General features: G+C 68.3%; 17 protein-coding genes. 7 read left to right on the forward strand and 10 right to left on the reverse strand.

Annotation, left to right across the window (positions count from 1 at the left end):
- Positions 1-17 precede the first annotated feature (17 nt).
- The 3 genes from ACTJI8_RS14110 to ACTJI8_RS14120 all read right to left on the reverse strand — a co-directional run bounded on the left by ACTJI8_RS14110 (position 18) and on the right by ACTJI8_RS14120 (position 3,906).
- On the reverse strand, positions 18-950 hold the full coding sequence (locus ACTJI8_RS14110) for a sugar ABC transporter permease (protein WP_440734042.1): 933 nt from the start codon (positions 948-950) through the stop codon (positions 18-20).
- A gap of 1 nt (position 951) precedes the next feature.
- Complete coding sequence (locus tag ACTJI8_RS14115; RefSeq protein ID WP_440734043.1) at positions 952-2,580, reverse strand: ABC transporter permease subunit; 1,629 nt, start codon at positions 2,578-2,580, stop codon at positions 952-954.
- An 87-nt stretch (positions 2,581-2,667) separates the two neighbouring features.
- Positions 2,668-3,906 (reverse strand): sugar ABC transporter substrate-binding protein, encoded by a 1,239-nt coding sequence (locus ACTJI8_RS14120; RefSeq protein WP_440734044.1) that lies wholly within the window; start codon positions 3,904-3,906, stop codon positions 2,668-2,670.
- 324 nt (positions 3,907-4,230) lie between these two features.
- Here ACTJI8_RS14120 and ACTJI8_RS14125 point away from each other — a divergent pair, with 324 nt between their 5' ends.
- The 6 genes from ACTJI8_RS14125 (at position 4,231) to ACTJI8_RS14150 (ending at position 8,436) form a co-directional block, all read left to right on the forward strand.
- Positions 4,231-5,250 carry a LacI family DNA-binding transcriptional regulator gene (locus tag ACTJI8_RS14125; protein WP_440734045.1) on the forward strand — a complete coding sequence of 340 codons (1,020 nt, stop codon included), beginning with the start codon at positions 4,231-4,233 and terminating at the stop codon, positions 5,248-5,250.
- Positions 5,251-5,275: 25 nt separating this feature from the next.
- Positions 5,276-5,764 carry a YajQ family cyclic di-GMP-binding protein gene (locus ACTJI8_RS14130; RefSeq protein ID WP_440734046.1) on the forward strand — a complete coding sequence of 163 codons (489 nt, stop codon included), beginning with the start codon at positions 5,276-5,278 and terminating at the stop codon, positions 5,762-5,764.
- Positions 5,765-5,985: 221 nt separating this feature from the next.
- The gene (locus ACTJI8_RS14135) at positions 5,986-6,816 is read left to right on the forward strand and encodes a hypothetical protein (RefSeq protein WP_440734047.1); all 831 of its coding nucleotides are present in this window, start codon (positions 5,986-5,988) and stop codon (positions 6,814-6,816) included.
- 125 nt (positions 6,817-6,941) lie between these two features.
- Positions 6,942-7,331, forward strand: a complete 390-nt coding sequence (locus ACTJI8_RS14140; protein ID WP_440734048.1) for a VOC family protein — start codon at positions 6,942-6,944, stop codon at positions 7,329-7,331.
- Entirely contained in the window at positions 7,328-7,612 is a 285-nt protein-coding gene (locus tag ACTJI8_RS14145) for a DUF1905 domain-containing protein (RefSeq protein WP_440734049.1), read from the forward strand. Before ACTJI8_RS14140 ends, ACTJI8_RS14145 begins: the two co-directional genes overlap by 4 nt.
- Positions 7,613-7,800: 188 nt before the next feature.
- On the forward strand, positions 7,801-8,436 hold the full coding sequence (locus tag ACTJI8_RS14150) for a GntR family transcriptional regulator (RefSeq protein ID WP_440734050.1): 636 nt from the start codon (positions 7,801-7,803) through the stop codon (positions 8,434-8,436).
- 3 nt (positions 8,437-8,439) lie between these two features.
- Here ACTJI8_RS14150 and ACTJI8_RS14155 read toward each other — a convergent pair whose 3' ends face one another.
- The 7 genes from ACTJI8_RS14155 to ACTJI8_RS14185 are packed head-to-tail and all read right to left on the reverse strand — an operon-like array spanning position 8,440 to position 16,912.
- Positions 8,440-10,422: an outer membrane protein assembly factor BamB family protein gene (locus ACTJI8_RS14155; RefSeq protein ID WP_440734051.1), complete on the reverse strand. Its 1,983-nt coding sequence runs from the start codon at positions 10,420-10,422 to the stop codon at positions 8,440-8,442.
- A gap of 37 nt (positions 10,423-10,459) precedes the next feature.
- Positions 10,460-11,326 carry a Gfo/Idh/MocA family protein gene (locus ACTJI8_RS14160; RefSeq protein ID WP_440734052.1) on the reverse strand — a complete coding sequence of 289 codons (867 nt, stop codon included), beginning with the start codon at positions 11,324-11,326 and terminating at the stop codon, positions 10,460-10,462.
- Positions 11,323-12,204: a carbohydrate ABC transporter permease gene (locus tag ACTJI8_RS14165; RefSeq protein ID WP_440734053.1), complete on the reverse strand. Its 882-nt coding sequence runs from the start codon at positions 12,202-12,204 to the stop codon at positions 11,323-11,325. Before ACTJI8_RS14165 ends, ACTJI8_RS14160 begins: the two co-directional genes overlap by 4 nt.
- On the reverse strand, positions 12,201-13,115 hold the full coding sequence (locus ACTJI8_RS14170) for a carbohydrate ABC transporter permease (RefSeq protein WP_440734054.1): 915 nt from the start codon (positions 13,113-13,115) through the stop codon (positions 12,201-12,203). Before ACTJI8_RS14170 ends, ACTJI8_RS14165 begins: the two co-directional genes overlap by 4 nt.
- 52 nt (positions 13,116-13,167) lie before the next feature.
- Entirely contained in the window at positions 13,168-14,442 is a 1,275-nt protein-coding gene (locus ACTJI8_RS14175) for an extracellular solute-binding protein (RefSeq protein ID WP_440734055.1), read from the reverse strand.
- Entirely contained in the window at positions 14,439-15,878 is a 1,440-nt protein-coding gene (locus ACTJI8_RS14180) for a sulfatase family protein (RefSeq protein ID WP_440734056.1), read from the reverse strand. The genes ACTJI8_RS14175 and ACTJI8_RS14180 overlap by 4 nt, the downstream gene beginning before the upstream one ends.
- Entirely contained in the window at positions 15,878-16,912 is a 1,035-nt protein-coding gene (locus tag ACTJI8_RS14185) for a hydroxyacid dehydrogenase (RefSeq protein WP_440734057.1), read from the reverse strand. Before ACTJI8_RS14185 ends, ACTJI8_RS14180 begins: the two co-directional genes overlap by 1 nt.
- Positions 16,913-16,979: 67 nt before the next feature.
- Here ACTJI8_RS14185 and ACTJI8_RS14190 point away from each other — a divergent pair, with 67 nt between their 5' ends.
- Complete coding sequence (locus tag ACTJI8_RS14190) at positions 16,980-18,119, forward strand: ROK family protein (protein WP_440734097.1); 1,140 nt, start codon at positions 16,980-16,982, stop codon at positions 18,117-18,119.
- The last annotated feature ends 58 nt before the right edge of the window (positions 18,120-18,177 follow it).

Here is an 18,177-nt window from a genome sequence, read left to right on the forward strand (position 1 = left end):
TTGTGTTTCGAGGATCGTTACTTCACGCTACCGGCGGTGAGGCCGCCGACGATGTACTTCTGCAGCGACAGGAACAGGATCATCGGCAGGATCGCCGCCAGCACGGCCCCGGCCGCGAAGACCGCGTAGTTCTTCGCGTCGGTGGACACGTACTGGTACAGCCCGACAGCGAGCGTCTGCTTCTCCGGAGAGATCAGCACGGTCGACGCGATCAGGAAGTCGCCCGTGATGCCGATGAAGGCGAGCAGCCCCACCACCGCCAGGATCGGCGCGACCAGGCGCAGGATGATGGTGAAGAAGATCCGTGCGTGACCCGCTCCGTCGATCTTCGCGGCCTCGTCGATCGAGGCGGGGATCGTGTTGAAGAACCCGTACATCAGGAACGTGTTCGCCCCCAGTGCGCCACCGAGGTACACGAGGATCAGGCCGATCTGCGAGTTGAGCCCGAGCGCCGGGAAGATGTCCCCGATCGCGGACATCAGCAGGAAGATCGCGACGATCGCCAGCAGCTGCGGGAACATCTGCACGAGCAGCAGGGTCATGAGCCCCGTACGGCGTCCTCGGAATCGCATGCGCGAGAAGGCATATGCGGCGAGCGCGCACAGGAACACGCTGCACACGGCGGCGAGCACGCCGATGAAGATCGTATTCAGGAACCAGGCGCCATAGGGCCGGGACGGATCCTGGAACAGCTGCACGTAGTTGTCCACGCTGATCTTCGAGAACAGTCCGTTCGTGCTCAGCAGCGTCCCGCCGGGGTTCAGCGAGGCGGACAGCACGTACACCAGCGGGAAGCCGGCGAACACGAGCATCACGACGCCGATGATGTGCCGCCAGCCGGTCTCCCGGAACCACCGGCCGAACGGTCGGCGGGGGTGGCGCGCCGGGGCGGCGAGGAGCGCGGCGGTCGCGGTCGACGCAGGGGCCGAGGTCTTTGCGATGTCGGTCATGTCAGTTCAGATCCTCCAGCACCTTGGTCTGCCGGAATCCGATCAGGGAGATGGCGGCGACCAGCACGAAGATGATGATCGAGAAGGCGCTGGCGAGGCCGTAGTCCCGCTCGGAGCCGACGAAGGCGACCTTGTAGACCATCGAGATGAGCAGATCCGTGGATCCGACGTTGATGCTCGCATCGGTGAACTGCGGACCGCCGTCGGTGAGCAGGAAGATGAGCCCGAAGTTGTTGAAGTTGAACGCGAACGACGCGATCAGCAGCGGCGCGACGGCCACGAGCAGCAGCGGGAACTTGATCAGCCGGAACGTCTGCCACACGCTTGCGCCGTCCACGCGCGCCGCCTCGACGACGTCGTCGGGCAGCGATTGCAGGGCGCCGGTCGTGACGAGGAACATATAGGGGAAGCCGAGCCACAGATTCGCGATGAGGATCGCCGCCTTGGCGAGCCACGGATCCGTCAGCCACGGGATCGACGCCCCGCCGAGGACGACCTGGTTGATGAAGCCGAAGTCCTTGTTGAAGAGCCCTGCCCACACCAGCGCCGACAGGAACGCGGGGAACGCGTACGGCAGGATCATGATCAGCCGGTAGTACTTGCGGCTGCGCATCTTCGGATCGTTGAACACGATCGCGAGGAACAGGCCGAGGATGAACGTCGTCGCGACCGAGAGGATCGCGAACGCGAAGGTCCACAGCAGCACCGCGAGGAACGGGCCCCGGATGGACTGGTCCGAGAACGCGCGGACGAAGTTGTCGCCGCCGACCCACACCTGCCAGCCGGGCAGCAGTGCCTTGCCGTCCTTCGCGGTGAACGCGCCGCGGCCGGTGTCGCTGTAGACGACGCCGGTCTTGGTGTCGGTCATCGTGTCGGCCTTCGGATCCCAGGTGAGCGTCGAAGTGAACAGGTACGCCTTGGAACCGTCGGTGGTCTTGAGATAGCCCTTGTTCAGGTCGTGCGAGAGCGGCACGGCCAGGGCGGCGATGTCGTCCTGGTGGGCGATGACGCTCGGGAAGTCGAGGGTGGTGAAGCCGGGGGCGCCGTCGGCGCTGATACCGGGTTCGGTGGAGAGCGGGCGGTCGGCGCCGCCGATCAGCGGCTCGTCGCTGCCGGGCTCTGCGGTGAGGAAGAAGAACTTCCCGTCCTTCTCGAGGATCTTGACGGAGAACGTCGGGGAGTCCGCCACGCGGGTCTGCGACTGCAGCAGCAGCGCCTGCACCGCGTCGTCCTTGGTGGAGTTGTGCCCGGATCCGTAGTTCGTGAAGGCGACGTATCCGGAATAGAGCACCACGAAGATCTGGAAGATCAGCAGGAACACGAGGCCCGGCGTCAGATACTTCGCGGGCAGCAGGCCGGGAATGAGGTAGACGGCGTTGATCGCCAGCACGCCCACGGCGACCAGCACGGCCGGCGTCCACTGCGCACTCGCGGCGAGCGCGAACACGGCGTAGAGCGCGAGGGCGTCGATCACTGCGAGCGCGACGATCTTGACCAGCCACACCTTCCAGCCGGCCGATGCGGCCTCGGCGTAGGCGGCGGCCCGCCGCTGGCGGCGACTGCGAGCCCTGTCCTCGGCGGACATGGCCGAGGACTCCTGCGTCTTCTCCTGCACGGCAGGACCCGTCATCTCGACCCCTTCACAACGTCGTCAGCGGGCGGGGGTACGGGGAGGCGGCGTGATCGCGCGCCTCCCCGCACCGGATTCATGAGCGGATCAGCCGATCTTGGTCTGGATCGCCTGGGTCATGCCCGTCCAGGTGCTGGCCGGGTCGCCGCCCTTGATGATCGCGACCTCGGACTTGCCCCAGTCGTCCCACACGGAGCCCATCTCGGGCACCGACGGCATCGGCACGGCGTTGGCGCCGACCTTGGCGAAGCCCGCCACCGCGGGGTCGGACTGCGCGGCCTGGAACGACTCCGTCAGTGCCGGCGGGCGGCCGCCCGCCTTGTAGAGCGCGGTCTGCACGGCGGGGGTGGCGAGGTAGTTCACCAGGAACTCGTTCGCGGCGAGGGTGTTCTTCGACTTCGCGTTCACGAAGAACGCCTGCACGCCTGCGAACGGACGGGCCTCCTGGCCGCCGGCGCTCGGGATGGGGTCGACGGAGACCTTGATGCCGGCCTTCTCCGCGTCGGGCAGGTTCCAGGGGCCGCTGATGAAGTACGGAGCCTCGCCCGCGTTGAAGGCGGCCTTGGCGAGATCGCCGGTCAGGCCGGGATTGAAGATGCCGGCCGCGCCCTGCGCGCCCAGCCAGGTGGCGAACTTCTGCCCGGCCTCGTCGCCGATCGTGAGCTTCTTGGCGTCGTAGCTGCCGTCCGCGTTCTGCGCGAAGACCTGGCTGCCGAACGAGGTCTGGAACGGGTACGTGTGGTATGCGTCACCGGTGGCCGCGTCGAGTCCGATCAGGAACGGGTACTTGGTGCCCGCGGCCTTGCCCTTGGCGATCATCTCGTCGTAACTGGCCGGAGTGGAGTCGGCGAGCGCGGTGTTGCGCAGGATCGCGATGTTCTCGATCGCGTAGGGCAGGCCGTAGACCTTGCCGTCGTAGGTGACCGCGGAGACGGCGACCTTCTCGAACTTGGAGGCGGAGTCGCCCAGCTCGATCGGAGCGACGAGGCCGTCCTTCACGAAGGATCCGATCCAGTCGTGCGCGCCGATCGTGATGTCGGGCCCCTTGCCGGTGGGGACCTGGGCGGTGAAGTCGTCGCGGATCTTGCCGAAGTCCTTGACCACCAGGTTGATGGTGATGCCCTTGTCCTTCTTGAAGTCGGCGGCGACCTGCTTCATCGCAGCCGCGCGGTTGGAGTCAACCCAGACTGTGAGCGAGCCCGTGGTCTTGTCGCTTCCGGCGGATGAGCCACCGCCGTTGCTGCTGCCGCCGCAGCCGGTCAGCGCCAGTGCGCCGGCCATGAGGAGTGCGCCGAATGCGACGACGCTCTTCCTGTTCACCTTCATCGGTGTACCTCTCTCGGTCTTCAGGGAGCGCGATCGGCTCCGATCTCGCGCCAGAGGGCGCTCGCTCCGCCTGCGAGGATTGCAAGCGTTTACAGTATGCGGATCCGCGACGCTTCGCGCAACCTCTCGCCAGGAGGGCCTGACTGGGGCACGATCTGGATGCGTCCGCACCGCTGTTGATAAGCGGGCCCGCCGCATTGAGGGTTGCGTCGTTCGGAAACGTTTACAACAATGAGCCGAACAAACATCGGGGAACGTCACGCATCCGTCGTCCGCCGGTCCGGACCGATACCCTTCCTTGACCCGACTTCCTAGGAGGCCCGTGTGGCTGACATCGCCGATGTGGCGCGTCTCGCCGGCGTGTCCACCGCCACGGTCTCGCGCGCCCTGAACGGGAAGACGGCGTCGCCGGCCACCAGGGAAAAGGTCCTGGCGGCGGCTGCGGAGCTCGGCTACGTGATCTCCTCGAACGCCTCGGGGCTCGCCTCGGGGCGCACCCGGCATATCGGGTTCATGGTGCCGTTCATCGACCGCTGGTTCTTCACGGATCTGCTCACCGGCATCGAGTCCGTGCTGCTCAGTCAGGGCTATGACGTGACCCTGTACGACCTGCAGGGCAACGAGTCCCAGCGCGACCAGGTGTTCGGCAGCTCGCTGCGTCGGGCCAGCATCGACGGCCTGATCGCGGCCAGCATCGAGCTGACACCCGACGAGATTCGCGCGCTGCGCGCGCTCGGCAAGCCCGTGGTCAGCATCGGCGGCTACATCGAGGGCGCCACGGCGGTCGACGTCGACAACGCGCGGATGGCGACTCTCGCCACCGAGCACCTCCTCTCGCTCGGCCACACCCGCATCGCCTACGTCGGCGCAGGCCGGACGATCGCGAGCGCCTTCCAGCTCGGCGATGCCCGCTACGACGGCTGGCTGTCCGCCATGCGCACGGCGGGGCTCGAGGTCGAGGAGACCGGTTTCTGGGAGGCGGACTTCGACATCCCCTCCGGATACGCGGCTGCGAAGGCGCTGCTCGCGCACGATCGGCCCACCGCGATCTTCGCCGCGAGCGACGAGATCGGGATCGGCTGCATGCTCGCCGCGCGCGATCTGGGCCTGCGCGTCCCCGACGATCTCTCGATCGTCGGCATCGACGACCACAAGCTGTCCGCGTTCTTCGGGCTGACAACGCTGGCGCAGGATCCGGCTGGGCAGGGTCGCCTCGCCGCGCACCTGCTCCTCGCGCAGCTGGACAACCCGGGAGCAGCACCCGAGCACCGCACGCTCACCCCCCGGTTCGTGGTGCGCTCGTCGACGGCCCGTCCGGGCGGCGCCGTGCACGAGACCGCGTGAGCTCCCTGCTCGTTACACTGCCTGTATGGCTGACAGCTCATTCGACATCGTGTCCAAGGTCGATCGCCAGGAGGCGGACAACGCCCTCAACCAGGCCCGAAAGGAGATCGAGCAGCGCTACGACTTCAAGGGGGTCGGCGCCTCGATCGCCTGGAGCGGCGACAAGATCGTGATCCTGGCGAACTCGGACGAGCGCGCCCGTGCGGTGCTGGACGTGTTCCAGACCAAGCTCATCAAGCGCGGCATCTCCCTGAAGAGCCTGGAGTCCGGCGACCCCACGGCCAGCGGCAAGGAGTTCCGTCTCGAGTCGACCCTCAAGGAGGGCATCAGCTCGGAGAACGCGAAGAAGATCGGCAAGATCATCCGCGACGAGGGCCCCAAGTCCGTCAAGTCGCAGATCCAGGGCGATGAACTGCGCGTGCAGTCCAAGAGCCGCGACGACCTGCAGGCCGTGATCGCACTGCTCAAGGGATCCGATCTGGACCTGGATCTCCAGTTCATCAACTTCCGGTGAGCGTCTCGGCGCTCCCCGTCGCCTCCGCGCTTGCTCGAGGAGGGAGCCGGCTCGGGGGCGATACTTGGTAGTTTCGGTTTGTGAAGCTTATGGCGACTGCGCGTGTCGAGCTCGGGCCAGGAGCTGTCGCTTTTCCGAAGCCGCCGACGGTGTGTCTCCGCGAGGACGGGTCGGCGCTGTGCATCGCCACTCTGCAAACGGATACCGACGGGGAGACATCCTTGCTCCACGTGCAGGAGTCCGGTGAACAGGTACGACTGCCCTTGCCTGAGGGATCGTTCGGTGCGCAACCCGTGATCATCGACCGCGGCGGCGCCGGAGTGGCAGTGCCTGTCGACGACCGAACCCTCGTGACCACCGACGCGGCGTTCTCGTCATCACAGGTCGTGGCCATTCCGGACCTGTTCGATGCGGCAGATCACGAACGCCGGCTGACCGCGGGTGGCATCGCTCGTCAGACGTCGCAGGGCGCATGGGCGGTCGTCCTCACCGACCCTGTGACGTTTCAGAATGCCCGCACAATCGCCGAACTCCGTTTCGACGATGCAGCCCCCGTGTGGGAAAGGTCAGCGTTGCTCGATGGCAACGAGTATCCGATGGCGGGTGGGCGCACATCGACCGCCCCTGGTGGCGCCAGAGCACCGACCGTCGCTGACGTGATCGACGTCGCCGGAACCCGTTTCGTGGCAGCGCAAGGCAGCGACACAGCGAGCATGCTCAAGTACGGAGCAGACTTCTTCACGCTGGCGGAGCTCGACTCTGCGGGGCATGTGGTCCGTCGTGTGTACGAGGCGAGCGGGTGGAAGAAACAACCCGGCAAGCACGGTATCCGTGCACGGTTCACGTCGGACGGAGTCTCCGCGATTCTGACGCCCGTGTTCCGCACCGGTGAATGGGCCGGTCGCCAGCGCGTTGTCCGGCTCGTGGATGGGCAGGCGGAAGAGCTCTCCCCGATCCGGGGCGCCGCCGGTTTCGTGGTCGCTGACATGCGCGGCACTCGGGCCGTTCTGGCATCGGACGACGCATTGCTGTTCGCGGAAACGCCCGATTGAGAATGCCCGATCCTGACCCATCGGGACGTCGTGACAGATTCTGATCCGCCGAGAGCTTGTCGATCGCGCACGACGTCGATCGTCATCTTCCTGGACGGAAGCTCCGCTCCGGAAAGGGACACATCATGGACAGCACCCCCATCATCGGCATCCGCGCGGTGAGCATCCCTGTGAACGATCAGGACGAGGCCCTGCGCTTCTACCGGAGCCTCGGGTTCATGGTACTGCGCGATGCCTCCACGCCGAACGGCCGCTGGATCGAGCTGACGCCCGGCGGTGACGTGGTCGTCACCCTCGAGCCCGCGGATCCCGCCGTCCACCGCGGATCGATCGGGATCCGGTTCACTTCGGATGACGTCGACGCCGCCCACGCCGCCATGGTGGCCGAGGGCATCGACGTCGACGAGATCCTGCGCTGGCCCGGGACCCCGGCGATGTTCGCCTGGCGCGACCCCGACGGCAATGCGTTCTCGATCACCGGGACAGTGCCAGAGACGAACGGCGCGGGGTCATGAGCACGGTCGGGCCTCTGGACATCACCTTCACCGCCACGCTCGGCCGCGTGCGCGCGGGTGACACGTGGATCTGCGTGCAGCTGCCGGACTCGGCGACGGTGTTCGGCACGCGCGGGCTGGTCAAGGTGTCCGGAACCGTCGACGGGCATCCTTTCGACGGCGCGTTCATGGCACTGGGCGACGGCACCCACAAGCTGCCGATCGCGAGCACGATCCGCCGGGCGATCGGCAAGAACGAGGGCGAAGACGTCACCGTCCACCTCACCCGCCGGCGCAGCTGACGCCTCATCCGGTCCGGGACTCCCCGACCCCCGAAATCACCCCTGACGTCGCAAAAACGCCTCTGAATGTCGCGGGATGCGCGACGCGCGCATCACTTCGATACCGGTATTTGGGTTTGCCCCCGAGCGGTGAGATAGTGCTGTTCTGGGGAAACTACTTGGGGGTAGTGATGGGCGAACGCGGTCCGATGACTGGCGTGGTTCGGTCGCCGCTGGGGGCGACGAAACAACTCCTCGCGGAAGAGGTGTATCAGCAGGTCGGTGCGTCGATCATCGACGGCACATTGCCGCCGGGATCACGCATCCGGGATGCGGATCTGGCAGAGAAGTTCGGCGTGTCACGAATGCCGATCCGTGAGGCGCTGCAGCGGCTCGAGCGGGTCGGCCTGGTCGAGATGTACCCGAGCCGGTACACGCAGGTCACCGAGGTGCCGCCGCAGCTCACCGCGAAGACCCTCGAGTACGCGGGCTATCTCGGCGGCGCGGTCGCCGCGATCGCGGTGCCGCGGCTGAGTGATGCGGAGCGCGAGGAGGCCGCTGCTCTCGCTCGCAGCCTGGACGACGGCCTCGACGATCCGGCGGCGCTCTCCGCCGAGCGCTGGGCGCTGCTGCACTACCTCGCCGAGCGCTGCGAGAACGACATCCTCAGCTCGGTGCTCGACGAGACGAGCATGCCGCTGACCCGCAACCTGCGGCCGTGGTCCGTCGACGCCTCTCAGCGAGACGCCATGCGCGCGCTGCACGCCGAGCTCGCCGAGGCGATCCTCGCCGGCGACGGGCACTCCGCGGAGCATCTCGTGCGCGCCATGCACCTCGTCGACTGAGCGTCACACCACGTCATCGATCCGCACCAGGTCTGTCCCTTTCAGGGTGTACAGGTAACCGGATTCGTCGGCGGCGATGTGGGGGCCCGAGTACCAGCCTCCGTCGATGCCCGCGACGACCGTGGACAGGGTGAGGGTCTGCGGGTCGATCCGGAACACCGTCGAATCGGACACGCCGTAGACGTACCCGCGCGCCGACACCAGCGCTCCGAAGTCGGTCAGCACCGCGGATCCGTCGATCACGGTGACCACCTGCCGGGTCGCGATGTCGATCACGACGATCCCCCCGGCCTGCCGGTTCATCGCGAACAGGCGTCCGTTCGCGACGGCCAGAGCGGCGATGCCCGCCGGCTGCTGCGGATCCAGCCGCCACAGCTCGGATCCGGTGCGCGGGTCGACGGCGACGATCGTGCTGCGCGGCCCTGTCGGGTAGATGTTGTCCCCGCCCAGGTACGCGACCCCGTCGGCCACGGCGACCGCGCGGACCATCTGCTGAGCGTCGATCGGATTGACCCGACTGGCCGAGCGCCCCGTGGCCGGCTCGTAGGTGGCGAAGCACCCGCCGCCCTTCGTGTCACTCTGCGCGCCCATGATCACGATGCCGCTCGCATCGTCCCAGGCGATGTCGAGCGGGCGGTTCTGACCGGCCGGAAGCGCGACGACCTGCCGCGGTGCCTGACCAGACGAGGGGTCGTACGCCCACATCCCGAGGTTGTTGTACTGCGCGGTGTAGACGACGCCGTTCGCGACGACCGCGTCCTTCGCTTCACCGTCGAGCGTGATGTTGGTCACCGCGCCGGTCGCGAGCGCGTGCGCAGCGAGCGTCGCGGTGCCCCCGGTGTACACGACGCCACCCCCGGCCGCGATGCCCATGCCGAGCTGGGGGCCGGCCGGGGCCCCCGCGGCGACGAGGTCGAAGGCCTGGGCCGTGCGGGTGGCGATGCCGATCTGAGCGACGAAGCCGTTCGCGGACGGGCCGACGAGCGTGTCGCCGTAGACGTCGAGCGCCCACAGAGTGCCCAGGTTGTCGGTCTCCATCTGAATGAGCTTCTTGGTCGTCAGGTTCCACGCCCAGACGTTGGGCACCTTGACGAAGTAGATGGTGTCGTCCTTGCGCGTGTACTGCGCCCCGGTCTTCGGGATCGCGGTGTACGCGGTGGGATCGTCGAGCTGGAGGAGCACGGTCTTGCCGAGACCGTGCGGGGCGACAGCGAGGAGGTCACCGACGAGCTCGACCGCGCTGACCGAGTCGGATCCGGCGAACTCGGCGGGCAGGATGTCGACGGGAGTCCGCGTGCTCCGGTCGTAGGCCCAGAGGCGACCACGGCTCGCGGTCCCCCCGCCCGCCAGCACGCTGCCGGTACCGAAGTACACATGAGTGTCCGTCGCGGCGACGGCCTGCGCGATCGTGGCGCCGGGATCGGGAACGCCCCAGCTCGTCGTCTGCTCGGTCGCCGGGTCGTACGCCCACAGCGACGGCGGGTTCTGGGTCTGCCCGCCACCGGCCACGAACACGATCCCGTCGGGTGAGAGGGTCAGCGCGCGTACGTCCCGGTCGCCCGTGGCGGGCAGCGCCTGCACTGCCTGCTTCGGGTTCCGCAGGTGCCAGCGGTACAGATTCGTGCCGGTCTCGTCGTCCCGGCGCAGCATGCCGATATAGAGCCAGTTGCCATCGGGATCGGCGTCGAGCGCCTGGATCGAGTAGCCCGACGGCAGGTCGACCCGCGAAACCACGGCGCGCGTCGGGATGTCGAAGCCGATCACTCGCGCGGGGCTCAGGTTGCGCGATCCGATGTAGAGCACGTCGCCGACGCGCACGCCGCTCATGAGCGAGAACTGCACGACGGCAGGCCCGAGGTCGAGTATGTCCGTGTGCCCTGTCCCGGTGTCGGCGGCGAAGGCCGAGGACGCGGCGAACGGCCCTGCGGCGAGCGCGAGGCCGCCGATGCCTCCGAGGGTGAGCAGTTCTCGTCTGGTGATCTTCATTGATCCTTCTCGTCTCTGTTGAGTGGTACTGCGGTGGTCAGCCCCGGTGGCTGCCGCGTTGGGTTGCGGTCACGATGTCGAGGATCTCCTCGACCGGAACGGTGGGCACACCGGTACGCACTGCGGCCACGAGGGCCCGCAGCAGGCCGGTGAGCATGGGCTCTTCGGAGACGATGCGGAAAGCCGCCTCCGCATCGTTCTCGTCGCGCAGGTCGCCGAGGGTCTCCGGACCCCACTCGACGGGGCCTCCGATATCGGCGACGCGACCGTCCGCCCATCGGAGCCGGAATCGGTCGTCGTGCGCACTGATCTCATCGAACCCGCTCCCCAGCGCGGCGACGGCCAGGTCGATGAGGTGCACGCCGTACCAGTGCAGCCCGGGCAACCCAGGCTGGACGGGCAAGGGACCGGTGATCCGGACACGCTCGACGCGGTCGAGGAGGCCGCGCGCGCGGCGGAACTCCGGGGTGAAGCGCTTGGGCGACCCGGCCAGCACGAGGGCTCCCGTGCGCTCGGCCCGCCTCAGCATCCGCTCCGCATCGACGCGCGTCGTCGCGAACCGCGTGTCGACGTAGACGGGTTTGCCCGCCGTCACGACGCGGTCGAACAGCGACGGATGCCGCCGTGCGTCGGCCGCGACGATCAGGACCGCGTCCACCGCATCCACGACCTCCTCCGGCGAGCCGAGGAGCTCGACACCGGTGCCGGCCAGCTCCATCGCGTGACGCGGCCCGCGCAGGCTGGGCGGAAACGCGCGATCCGTCTGGTCCTGCCAGGCCGCGGTGATAGTACCGCCCTCGACGATTCCTGTGCGCCCGTCCCCGAACAACCGCGTGAACGACGGCGCATGCGGCGAGTCCACGCCGATGAGACCGAACCGGATCGGGTCCGGCTGCCGGGTCATCCTTTGATCCCCGTCGCAGCAATGCTCGAGACGATGTGACGCTGCAGGAAGATGAAGATGAGCAGGCACGGGGCGAAGCTGATCAGCGCCGCCGCCATCAGATTCGGGGTCGAGATCGTCTCGGTGTTGAGGCTCGCGAGCCCCACCGTGAGCGTGCGTGCGGCATCGGACTGACCGATCACCAGAGGCCAGAGCAGGTCGTTCCAGTGCCACAGGAAGACGAAGATCGCGAGCGTCGCGAGCACCGGCCGGATCAGCGGAAGCACCACCGAGACGAAGGTGCGCCACTCCCCCGCACCGTCGATGCGCGCGGCGTCGAACAGTTCGTCCGGCAGGTCGCGCACGAACTGCCGGATCAGGAACACGGCCTGAGCGTTCGCGAGCGTCGGCAGGATGAGACCCCACAACGTGTTCACTCCACCGAGTCCCGCCACGATGACGAAGGTCGGGATGAGCGTGGCCTGCACCGGGACCATGAGCGTCGCCACGATCGACCACAGCACCGCGTCGCGTCCGGGGAACCGTTTGCGCGCCAGTGCATAGGCGGCCATCGACGAGGTCAGCAGCACCACGACGACCGAGATCACGGAGTACGCGACCGAGTTCAGGAGCCAAGTGGGGAAGGATCCCAGCCCGAGGATCCGGACGATGTTGTCGAACGTGAGTCGGGACGGCCACGCCAGCGGAATCGTCGGAGAGTTCTCGGGCGACAGCGCGAGGATGACGACCGCGAACAGGGGCGCCACCGTGAACAGCACGGCGACCGAGAGGAAGACGATGAGGCCCGTCTGGCGCCGACGCGGCGCGCGGCGCACCGCGCGGGCCGCCGGAGTGGAGGGACCGGCGCCGGTCGCGGAAATGGCTTCGATGACGGTCATGCGACGTCCTTTTCTTCGAAGAAGCGGCGTTGCACGATCGACAGCACCAGCACGATCAGGAAGATCACGATTCCGACCGCCGACGCGTACCCGAAGTCGAGGAACTTGAAGCCCGCGTCGTAGAGGAAGTAGATGAGGCTGTGGCTGGCCCTGGCCGGGCCCCCGCCCGTCATCACGTAGATCGTGTCGAACACCTGGAATCCGATGATGGTCTCCATCACGAGCACGAAGAACAGCACGGGCTTCAGCAGAGGGAGCGTGATACGCAGGAAGATCTGGGGGCGGGCGGCGCCGTCGAGCATGGCCGCCTCGTGGATCTCGGCCGGCTGCGCCTTCAGGCCCGACAGGAAGACCAGCATCGAGTATCCGAAGCCCTTCCAGACCGAGACCACGGCGAGGCTGCCCAGCACGAGGAGCTGATCCCCGGTGAGGAACGGGATGGGTCCGGCGCCGAGCTGATGCAGCGCGCTGTTGACCGGCCCGTCGCTGCGGAACACCCAGGTCCAGACGATGCCCGCCATCACGAACGAACAGAGGTACGGCACGAACATCAGGGCGCGGAACACGCCGCTGGCCCGATCGGCGAGCGCGTGCAGCAGCACCGCGCCGGCGAGGGAGACGGCGATCGTGAGCGGTACGAAGATGACCACGTACACAAGCGTCACCTGCAGCGAGTGCCAGAATCCGGCATCCGAGAACAGCCGCAGATAATTGTCCGCGCCGATGAACTCGATGTCGCCGTTGAGGCGGTACTTCGTCGTGCTCATCCCCGCGGCACCGAAGATCGGCAGGAACTTGAAGGCGACGAAGATCACCAGCACCGGAAGCAGGAAGAGGATTCCGGCGAGCGACTCGCGGCGCCGGGCGACGGCACCGGGGCGACGCCGCCGCGTCGAGGTGTGCGAGGTCACGGACCTGCCCTTTCTTCGAGGCGGGAGGGACCGGAGCCCCTCCCGCCGATGATCACGAGCGATCGAGCGCGGACTGGGCCTCGGCGGCCGCCTTGGCAAGCGCGTCCTTCGGGCTCAGGTCGCCGCGCAGGGCGGACTGGATGTACGGTGCGAGGATCGTCATCACCTGCCGGGACGCGGGAGACGCCTCTCCCGCGTAGGCCGACTTCAGCGCGTTCTGCAGCGCAGTGAGGTCCGGCCCGGTCTCTTTGAGGGTGACGTCGGTGCGGGTGGGCATGTTGCCGGCCGCCGTGACCAGGGAGGTCTGGAAGTCGGCGGAGCTGAGGTAGCGCAGCACCTCGTACGCCGCTTCGCGGTTCGCGCTCTTGTTGATCGAGGTGAGAGCGAGCAGGCCCGGGCTGCTGTACGTGACGGACTTCTTGCCCGTGATCGGCGCTCCGAACGTCACCGCACTGTCGCCGAGGGCTCCGCGCAGCTGTTTCAGCTCCGCGAGCGAGGTCATCTGGCGCAGCCCGACCTTGCCCGCCGCCATCGGCGAGCCGTCGATCGCGACGCCCTCCGTGGCGGCATCGGCCGGAAGGCCACCGGACTTGGCGAGGTCGACGAGGAAGCTGAGCGCGGCCACGCCCTCCTTCGAGTCGAACGCGATCTTCTTGCCGTCGTTGCTGAAGACCTTGCCCCCGGCCTGCCAGAGGAGCGGGTAGAACGACATGTTCAGCGTCTGCTCCGGGTTGCCGACGTAATCCATCACCGAGACGCCGTGCCCCGCGAGCACCGGTGCCGCGGCGCGGATGTCGTCCCAGGTCTGCGGCGGCTTCAGCCCGGCGTCCGCGAACACCTTCGTGTTGTACGCGGTGGTGAACACGTTCTGGAAGATCGGGACGCCGTAGGTCTTCCCCTGGAGCTGGGCGGCCTTGAGCGCCCCCGGGAAGAAGTCGGACGTGCGACCTTTCAGCGCGTCGTCCACCGGAAGGAGCCCGCCGATGTTCAAGTAGGTCGCCGCCTGGTCCGGGGTGATCAGCACGATGTCCGGACCGGAGTTGGCCGCGAGCGCACTGGAGATCTGCGCGTCCCGCTTGTCGAACGTCTGCAGCTGGATGTCGAGAGTGATCCCGGGGTGCGCCTTCTCGAACGACGCCGCGGCGTCGTCCCAGAACTTCTTGCTGGCGCTCGGGTCCTTGATCACCGGATACATCCACAGCACGACCGAGCCGGATGCGGCGGTCTTGCTCGGAGTCGGCGAGCCGGCCGCGGAGCAGCCGCTGAGTGCCACGGCGAGTGCGGCGGCGCTCGCCGTCGTGATCGTCACGAGTCGACGTCGATTCATGAGTTGTCCTGTTCTCTGCTCGTCCCCGCGGGGACGGTTCGGGTTGTTGCGGGGTGGTCGTACGGAGGAGCCCCGGTGCGTCCGCTGCCGTATTGCGCAGCGGCCGCCTGCCGGAGGAGTGCCAGGGACAGGTCGTGACGCGGATCCACAGCGGAGGGCACGAGGAGCGGGTCCTGTTGCTGCTCCATCCAGCCGAGCAGCGCGGCCGCGAGGACCCCGAGCTCGGATGCGGCCCCCGGGTCCCGGCTGAGATCGTGCCGCTCGAGCGGATCCGCGACCAGATCGTAGAGTTCGAGCGGCTGACTGGCACCGGTCGAGCGCCCCTGCAGCACCGCCGGTGTGCTGCGATGGTTCCAGGACTGGGTCGGATCCATCGCGCGCGGGGAGGCGGAGAAGTTCGCGATCAGCTTGTGACCGTCGGTGCGGATCGAGCGCTTCGGATCGTAATAGGTGTGGAAGCTCAGTTGTCCGAAGATCTGCGTCTCGGTCGGGGCCGAGGGTTCGACGGCGGCCACCAGGCTCGTGCCGGAGAACTCCTCACCGGGGATCCCGATCAGCTCGAACAGCGTCGGGAGGATGTCGATGTGGCTCGCCAGCCCGCTGACGCGTGTTCCGCCCCATCCCGGTCGACCAGGCACACGGATCATCAGCGCGACCTCGAGTCCGGCGTCGTACAGCGTGCACTTGGCACCGGGGAGCGCGAGTCCGTGATCGGTCGTGAACACCACGATCGTGCTGTCGGCGAGGCCGGACGCGTCGAGCTCCGTGAGGATGCGGGCGACGCCGTCGTCCAGAGCGCCGACGGCGCCCTGGAGTTCGGCGATCTCGATCCGCGCGCCCTCGTCGTCGCGCAGATAGGGGGGCACGGTGGTCCCGGCTCTGTCGTCGGGAACCACGCCCGGCGCGAGGAACCCCATCACGCCGACGGGGTCGCTCTCGGACGCGGTGCGATGCGGCTCGTGGAAGCCCACCTGCAGATAGAAAGGCCGGTCGTCGTCGCGGCTGCGCGCGATCGCGCCCACGGCGTTCGCGACGACCGTGTCCCGATCCGTGTCGGTGCAGACTCGGTCGAATCCGAGCCGCGCCGCGACCACTTCGTCCGCGAGCACCCGGGATTCGTGGTGCACGCCGATGAGCTCCGTGCGATAGCCGGCGCCGCGCAGGCGGTTCCCGACATGCGTCGCCGGATCGGCCAGATCCCAGTCGAACGGACTGTGCGTGAGACCGAGGACGCCGTTGCGCTGCGGGTAGGTGCCGGTGAACAGCGCCGAGCGGGCGGGGCTGCAGTGAGGGGCGACCGCGAACGCCCGCTCGAAGAGCGCGGCGTCGGCGGCGAAGGTATCCAGCGCCGGCGTGCGCACCGTCGTCACCCCGTAGCAGCCCAGGAAACGGCCGAGGTCGTGGCAGTGCAGCAGCAGGATGTTGCGCGGTGCCATCACGCCATCCTCAGGAATGCGTCGTGCTCGACCCGGTGCTGGAGCCGCTCTCCGCGGAGGTGCCGTTCGATCTCGGCGATGACGATCTCGCCCCCGCGCCGGCGGGACTGCACCGTCGCGCCCGCGACGTGCGGGGTGAGGAGCACGTTCGGCAGGGCGCGCCACGGGCTGGAGAGCGGCAGCGGCTCGTCGTCGAACACGTCCAGGCCCACGTCGATGCGCCCGGCGGCCGCCGCCGCGAACAGCGCAGCGTCGTCGACGATGCTCTGGCGCGCGGTGTTGACCACGACGGCCCCGTCAGGGAGCGCGGCGAGCTCCCCGGCTCCGACCAGCCCCTCCGTCTCCGCGAGGGCCGGGGCGTGCACGGCGAGGACGTCGCTGCCCCGGCAGAGGTCGGCCACGGAGCCAGCCGAGGGACCGAGCGGGTCGCTCTCTGCGAGGTACGGATCGAAGACGCGGACCTGGGCCCCGAGCGCCTGCGCAGCGGCGGCATAGGCACGTCCGACGCGAGACGCGCCGACCACCCCGATCCTGGCCCCGGAGATCTCCCGAGGACGCCGGGACACAGCGCCTCTCGCCGACTCCCACTGCGCCCCGGTCCGCAGCGCGTGGTCGTAGCGCGGCACGCCGCGCAGCAGCGAGAGCGTCATCGTGAGCGCGAGCTCGGCCACCGCGGGCGCCATGGCCGCGCCGGACTGCGTGATCGGGATGCCAGCCTGCCAGAACTCCGGCGTGGTCACCGCGCGCAACGATGAGGCCGCGTGGGCGACCAGCGCGAGCTGCGGCGCCGCGGCGAGGCGGCCCCCGGTCAGAGCCGGGAAGCCCCACGCTGTCACGAAGATCTGTGCGCCTCGCGCGGCCTCGGCGAACGCGGCGTCGTCCAGCAGCCGAGCCGGCGTCTCGAAGGAGACCTCTCCGAGCGCCGTGAGGCGATCGAGCGCGGATCCGGGGAAGAACGCGGCGAGGTTGTCCTCCGCGATGCCGACGAGGAGGTGCACCGGGGCTGGTTCTGTCACGCCGACGACGTTGTCCATGCGAGTAGCTAACCCTCGATAGTTTCTTTTGTCAATGACTGAAATAAGTTAGAATGAAGTCGTGACGATGCACACACGAGCGGGCAGCAAGCGTCTGATCCGCGAGATCAACGAAGCGCTGATCCTCGATCTCGTGCGCGCGGAGGAGCCGGTCGCACGATCCGTGATCGCCACGCAGACCGGTCTCAGCGCCGCGACCGTGACCGGCATCACCGGACGTCTGATCGAGGCTGGGCTGCTCATCGAGTCGGAGACGCAGCCCAGTACCGGGGGCCGACCCGCGCGTCTGCTCTCCCTGGGGTCCAACACGATCTTCGCGGTCGGGCTGCGGATCTCGCGAGACAGCGTGCACGCCGCACTGGTCGACCTCCGCGGGCACGTCGTCGCGGATCGCACGGTTCCGCTGCCCTCCCCCGGGCCTGAGGAGGTCGCCGCCGGCTGCGCGTCCGCCGTCGCCGCTGTCGCACGCGCCGCGACCGGACGCGTGCTCGGGGTCGGTGCCGCGATCTCGGGCATCGTCGATCGCGACGCCGGCGTGGTCCGGCATTCCGGGGCGCTCGGCTGGGAGGACGTGCCCTTCGCCGCGATCCTGGCGGCGCTCGTCGATGTCCCCGTCGTCGTCGACAACTATGTCAACAGCTACACGCGAGAGCTGTTGTCCGCGGAGAAGGAGCTGGCCGATCGTGAGCTCCTCGTCTGCAGCATCGGCGTGAGCCTCGGCTCCGCCCTGGTGTCGGGCGGCCGGATCCACCGCGGACGCGACGGCACGGCGGGCAGCATCGCGCACATGCGGCTCGTCATCGATCCGGCGAGTTCCCGGCCGTGTCACTGCGGTGCGACCGACTGTCTGGAGGCCTGGGCCTCCCGGTGGGGGCTGGAGCAGGAGGCCGCCCGGCAGGGTCTGACGTGGGACCTGCTGGCGCTCGGCCGGGGGGCAGGCGCGGGCATCATCGACGCGGCGAGCGCGCAGCTGGCTCTCGGCATCGCCTCCGCGGCGAAGTCGTTCGGTGCCGACACGGTGATCCTCGCGGAGACCGGCGAGTACGCTCTCCCTGACCTGGTCCGGTCGACCGCCGAGCAGCTCCGCGCCGAGTACCTGCATGAGCCCTACCCCGCCCCTCGGATCCATCGCCAGGAGGTGGACGACACGGCAGTAGCCAAGGGAGCTGCCTCCCAGGTGTTGGACACCTTGTTCACGATCCACTGACTCCACTGCTCTTCGAGGAACTTCCCTGCGAGACCGACCCGCGAGGACGGGCTCTGCC

Origin of the sequence: Microbacterium sp. 22303 (assembly GCF_052045265.1) — a bacterium.
GTDB lineage: Bacteria > Actinomycetota > Actinomycetes > Actinomycetales > Microbacteriaceae > Microbacterium.